The organism is Nonomuraea longicatena (genome assembly GCF_039525605.1).
GTDB classification, from domain to species: domain Bacteria; phylum Actinomycetota; class Actinomycetes; order Streptosporangiales; family Streptosporangiaceae; genus Nonomuraea; species Nonomuraea longicatena.
On record NZ_BAAAHQ010000045.1, the window covers coordinates 64,648 to 70,647 of the forward strand.

A 6,000-nucleotide genomic window follows, 5' to 3' on the forward strand; every position below is an offset into this window, starting at 1 on the left:
CCGTAATGCGCTCTGTACGCTGAACTGCCATGGAGCAGGTGGCCGAACGAGAGGTTCCCGACCTAGGGCTCGTCGTGAGACGCGCCCGGACCCCCGACGTCCACGCGATCAGGCGCCTCGTGGACACCTATGCCGGCGCCGGTCCCCGGCTGCTGGAGAAGGCGACCGTGACCCTGTATGAGGACATACAGGAATTCTGGGTCGCCGAACACGGTGGCCAGGTAGTAGGTTGCGGCGCATTGCATGTCTTGTGGGAGGATCTGGCGGAGATTCGTACGGTCGCCGTTGATCCGAACAGCCGTGGCCTGGGAATCGGGTACAAGATCGTGTCGGCTTTGATCAAAACGGCCGGCGAACTCGGGCTCCGGCGCGTGTTCTGCCTGACTTTCGAGATCGATTTCTTCGCCCGCCACGGCTTCCGTCCGATCCAGGGCACACCCGTCTCACCTGAGGTCTATGCCGAGTTGCTCGCCTCCTATGACGAGGGGGTTGCCGAGTTCCTCGACCTGGAGCACGTCAAGCCCAACACCTTGGGCAACACCAGGATGCTGCTCCACTTGCCCGTCGTTTGACTCGGGCGTCGACCAAAGGGAAAGGTGATTGTAGATACCTATGTCGATACGTTGGGCAGCGAAGGCATGTGTCCTGACATGTGCCACATGCACACTCGAAGCGAGGTGACACGGTGAGCACCGGACAGCCGCCGTATCCGCAGGCCGACCCCGGCGACAATTCCGGGGCGCCTCAATACGGACAGCAGAACTCGGGCTACCCCCAGGGAGAGTCCGACCCCGAGGCGACGGTCGTCGGCTACCGGCACGAGGGCGAAGGCTACGGCCAGCCTTCCGGCCAGCAGTACGGCCAGCCCGCCCAGGGCCAGCAGGGCTACGGCCAGCAGCCCGCGTATGGACAGCAGCCCGGCCAGGGCCAGCAATACGGCCAGGATCAGCAGTACGCTCAGCCTGGTTACGGCCAGCAGCCACCGTCGGGTCAGCAGCCCGCCTACGGACAGCCCGCCCAGGGGCAGCAGGGCTACGGCCAGCAGCCCGCGTACGGACAACCTGCCTATGGCCAGCAGCCCGGCTACGGACAGCAGCCGCCGTCGGGTCAGCAGCCCGGCTACGGACAGCCGTCGGGTCAGCAGCCGGGCTTCGAGCCCGCCCAGGGCCAGCAGCCCGGGTACGGCCAGCCCGCCCAGGGCCAGCCGGCTCATGGTCAGCCCGCTCATGACCAGCAGGGTGGCTACGGCCAGCCTGCCTATGGTCAGCAGCCTGGTTCGGACCAGCAGGGTTACGGCCAGCAGAGTTATGGCCAGCCCGCCCCTGACCAGGGCTACGGTCAGCAGCCCGCGTACGGTCAGCAGCCTGGTTCCGACCAGCAGGGCTACGGCCAGCAGCCCGCCTACGGTCAGCAGCCGGGTTCGGACCAGCAGGGTTACGGCCAGCCCGCCCCTGACCAGGGTTACGGCCAGCCCGCCCCTGACCAGGGCTACGGCCAGCCCGCCCCTGACCAGGGCTACGGCCAGCAGCCCGCCTACGGTCAGCAGCCTGGTTCCGACCAGCAGGGCTACGGCCAGCCCACTCCCGACCAGTCCGGCTACGGCCAGCCCGGCTCCGGTCAACACGGTTACGGGCAGCAGGCCCAGTCCGGTTACGGGCAGCAGCAGTACGCGCAGCCGGGATACGAGCAGCAGCAGTACGGTCAGCCCCAGCCCGGTTACGGTCAGCAGTACGGCCAGCAGCAGTACGGTGCACCCGCCCAGCCCTACGGCCAGGCGCAGCCCGGCTACGGTCAGCCGTACAACCAGCCCGTCGGGGTGCAGCCGCCCGGCGCGCCCGCGCCGCTGGCGGAGTGGTGGCAGCGCCTGGTCGCCCGGCTCATCGACTTCGTCCTGTTCGGCATCGTCTACTTCATCCTCGGCGTGATCGTGATCGGCGCCTTGGTGGTCAGCTACAACTCCTCGTCCGGAGCGTCGTCGGGGAGCCTCAGCGTGGGTGCGGCCCAACTGATCCTCGGCCTCCTCCTGGGCGGCATCTACATCGCCTACGAGTTCTTCCTGACCAAGGCCAAGGGCCAGACGATCGGCAAGATGGTCATGGGCATCAAGATCGTCCAGGTGGGCGCGCCCATGGGCTACGGCGGTCTGGCCGCCGCGACCGCCATCCTGCGGGCGCTGGTCACCTGGGGCGCGTACCTGCTGTACGGCGTCCCGATCCTCAGCTGGCTCGGCTACCTCTTCGTGGCGCTCAACGGCGCCTCCCAGCTCTGGGACAAGCCGCTGCAGCAGACGTTCGCCGACAAGGTCGCCAAGACCGTGGTGGTGAAGGTCAAGTAGCATCCGCGACAAACAGGGGTCGCCCAACGGCGGCCCCTGTTTGCTGCCCGCGCCAGAATGAAAGGTCAACCGATGTAAACGGTTGTGGCCGTGACCGGGCAGGCCGTACCCGCTGAATGGCCGGTGCCCGCCCTGGGAAGGGCGTGTTCTATTACATTCTGTTCATCGCGCTCTGCGCGTTCTTCCTACCTGTCGGGGTGCTAGATGCCTACGATGGGCAGTTGCCTGGTGTGCTCACCTGGTTGACCGTTGGACCGGCCTATACGGCTTATGACCACATGGCGTATTCCGCTGGCCGGCGGGCCGTCCAAGGTCATTCGCAAGCGTCTCACCTGCGGCGATGCACCCAAAGGTCGGTGATCGAAACTATCCGGTGCCGGTGTTCGTTGGGAATCGGGGGCCCAATCCGGTCACGGGAATGGCGGCGTTCGCCCCAGGGTTGTCCATGTCCGGCCACCTTCAAGATCGGCCCAAAGGGTGACAGGCATGCGCGAAGCCGACAGGTGTGTGGAAGCCGACAAACTTTCCCGATCCGGTAAGGAGCCTGGAGAGACAGGCATTAGGCTGTGGGGCACCTGAGCCCGGAGGTTGTGGGCCCCTGTCGTGTGGGCGAGGTCCATGTGGCGATATGGTCGGGTTTGGGTGGATGTGAGGGGCCGCAAGCACGCGGGTGCTTCTCCCTGTGCCCGTGCTCTGGCCAATCTTGGATAACCCGGTGTCGCCGAAACCCGGGCCGGGGTGTGGAGTCGAGGTCGAATGGAAGCCCTTCCGGAGGCATTGTCGGCGCAGGCCGCGCCGGTGCCGCGTTCCCTTTGGCGGGCTGAAGTCGGCGCGCCCGGCTGTCCAGATCCCCGGCCAAAGTGGCAGGATCCTGCCAACGGCCAGTCCTGAGCCGCGAGTCAGCCCAATCCGTGTCTCCTGAATTGTCTCGGCGCCTTTTCGGGTATATGTTTGGGCAGGCGAATGAAACAATGCTCCGGAAAGGATTGCGTAGATGGCCAAGCAGATCCAGGAGATTCTCATCGATGACCTCGATGGGGGCGAGGCCAATGAGACGGTCAGCTTCGCTATTGACGGCTCGACGTATGAGATTGACCTCAGCGACGTTAACGCCAAGAAGCTGAGGGACGCGCTGTCGCCTTTCGTGCAGCACGCCCGCCGGGCCGGTGCAGTCTCCACACGTCGTAGGGGTCGCGGCGGACAGCGTGCGATGACCCGAGAGAAGAGCTCCGAGATCCGGCAGTGGGCCAAGGCCCACGGTCTGCCGGTCAGCGAGCGGGGCCGTATCGCCTCCACCGTCGTGGAGAAGTACGAAGCCGCTCACTAACCCGGTGGCGCCCCAACCATGCGCTTATGACGTTCGCCTTGAACCCCGGCGACTGCCATAAGCGCATGATCATTTATACGAGTGCTCGTTTGTCCGGGTTTGCGCGTCTCGCATGGTGGGACGGCCCGGTGCTTTTGGGCTCCCTTGAAACCCCTGGATATATCCCGCAATCCACGCTTCTCGATCATGCGGATTTGCCGTCCGGGCCGGGGTTTCCGTCATGATTGGGGATTCCAGGCCCACCCCTTCGAGCTGCGCCGGAACGCTGCCCAACCGGTTGCAGCGGGGCCATAGGATGGGGGTACGGCTTACGGATCTGTCCGGCGCACGGCCGAGTCGATCCACAGCTGATGTACACAGTGTGGTGGGTGGCGAAAAGCCCGCTGCGGCACGGTGTTCCAAACCTCGTTCGCTTGCGGCGTACAGGGAACACACCACCCCCGAACAGTAGTTGGATGGAGGGTGAACGCCCTGCTCTCGGGGAACGTCTCTGCTATAGAGCGGGTCAGCGGCAGTGGGCACGGTTCGCCGAGCCAGGGCTAGCATGCGGTTGACGGGACCGGATTAACCGGCCTGACTGACCGCTCTGTGAGGAGCGACGAGATGTTCGAGAGGTTCACCGACCGAGCGAGGCGGGTTGTCGTCCTGGCGCAAGAAGAAGCCAGGATGCTCAACCACAACTACATCGGCACTGAGCACATCCTTCTTGGCCTGATCCACGAGGGTGAGGGCGTAGCGGCCAAGGCTCTGGAGAGTCTCGGCATCAGCCTTGAGGGCGTGCGTCAGCAGGTCGAGGAGATCATCGGCCAGGGCCAGTCGGCTCCGTCGGGGCACATTCCGTTCACCCCGCGGGCCAAGAAGGTCCTCGAGCTGTCGCTCCGTGAGGCTTTGCAACTGGGTCACAACTACATCGGCACCGAGCACATACTGCTCGGCCTCATCCGCGAGGGTGAGGGTGTCGCCGCCCAGGTGCTCGTGAAGCTCGGAGCCGATCTCAACCGTGTCCGGCAGCAGGTCATCCAGCTGCTCCACGGCTACCAGGGCAAGGAGCCGGCCGCCGCGGGCGGCCCGCAGGAGTCCGCTCCCTCCACGTCCCTGGTCCTCGACCAGTTCGGCCGCAACCTGACCCAGGCCGCCCGCGAGGGCAAGCTGGATCCGGTCATCGGCCGTGAGAAGGAGATCGAGCGGGTCATGCAGGTCCTCTCCCGGAGGACCAAGAACAACCCCGTTCTCATCGGCGAGCCCGGCGTCGGCAAGACCGCCGTCGTCGAGGGCCTGTCACAGAAGATCGTCAAGGGCGAGGTCCCCGAGACGCTCAAGGACAAGCAGCTCTACACGCTCGACCTCGGCGCCCTGGTCGCGGGCTCCCGCTACCGAGGCGACTTCGAGGAGCGCCTGAAGAAGGTGCTGAAGGAGATCCGCACGCGCGGCGACATCATCCTGTTCATCGACGAGCTCCACACGCTCGTCGGCGCGGGTGCCGCCGAGGGCGCGATCGACGCCGCCAGCATCCTCAAGCCCATGCTGGCGCGCGGCGAGCTGCAGACGATCGGCGCCACCACGCTCGACGAGTACCGCAAGTACCTGGAGAAGGACGCCGCCCTTGAGCGCCGCTTCCAGCCCATCCAGGTCGCGGAGCCGTCGCTCAGCCACACGATCGAGATCCTGAAGGGGCTGCGCGACCGCTACGAGGCACACCACCGCGTGTCGATCACCGACGACGCCCTGGTGGCCGCGGCGCAGCTGGCCGACCGCTACATCAGCGACCGCTACCTGCCCGACAAGGCGATCGACCTCATCGACGAGGCCGGTTCCCGGATGCGCATCCGCCGGATGACCGCGCCGCCGGACCTCCGCGAGTACGACGAGAAGATCGCCAACGTCCGCCGTGACAAGGAGTCCGCGATCGACGCGCAGGACTTCGAGAAGGCGGCCGCCCTCCGCGACCAGGAGAAGCAGCTCCAGCTCAAGCGCGAGCGCCGGGAGAAGGAGTGGAAGGCCGGCGACATGGACGTCGTGGCCGAGGTCACCCAGGAGCTCATCGCCGAGGTCCTCGCCACCGCCACCGGCATCCCGGTCTTCAAGCTGACCGAGGAGGAGTCGCAGCGCCTGCTCCGCATGGAGGACGAGCTGCACAAGCGGATCATCGGCCAGGACGACGCCATCAGGGGCCTGTCGCGCTCCATCCGGCGTACGCGCGCCGGTCTGAAGGACCCGCGCCGTCCCGGTGGCTCGTTCATCTTCGCCGGTCCGTCCGGTGTCGGTAAGACCGAGCTGTCCAAGGCGCTGGCGGAGTTCTTGTTCGGTGATGAGGACGCGCTGATCTCGCTGGACATGT

4 protein-coding genes are annotated in these 6,000 nt (G+C 66.0%); all 4 read left to right on the forward strand.

Annotated elements, in window-relative coordinates:
- Window positions 1-29 precede the first annotated feature (29 nt).
- Window positions 30-572 (forward strand): amino-acid N-acetyltransferase, encoded by a 543-nt coding sequence (locus tag ABD120_RS33975; RefSeq protein WP_343954389.1) that lies wholly within the window; start codon window positions 30-32, stop codon window positions 570-572.
- 113 nt (window positions 573-685) lie between these two features.
- Window positions 686-2,335 (forward strand): RDD family protein, encoded by a 1,650-nt coding sequence (locus ABD120_RS33980; RefSeq protein WP_343954390.1) that lies wholly within the window; start codon window positions 686-688, stop codon window positions 2,333-2,335.
- A gap of 994 nt (window positions 2,336-3,329) precedes the next feature.
- Entirely contained in the window at window positions 3,330-3,662 is a 333-nt protein-coding gene (locus ABD120_RS33985) for a histone-like nucleoid-structuring protein Lsr2 (protein ID WP_343954391.1), read from the forward strand.
- Window positions 3,663-4,265: 603 nt separating this feature from the next.
- The coding region (locus tag ABD120_RS33990; RefSeq protein WP_343954392.1) for an ATP-dependent Clp protease ATP-binding subunit at window positions 4,266-6,000 on the forward strand (1,735 nt) is incomplete at its 3' end.

Coding starts and splice junctions, on each gene's coding strand:
- ABD120_RS33975 (WP_343954389.1), top strand. CDS start 30: ATGGAGCAGGTGGCCGAACGAGAGGTTCCCGACCTAGGGCTCGTCGTG.
- ABD120_RS33985 (WP_343954391.1), top strand. CDS start 3,330: ATGGCCAAGCAGATCCAGGAGATTCTCATCGATGACCTCGATGGGGGC.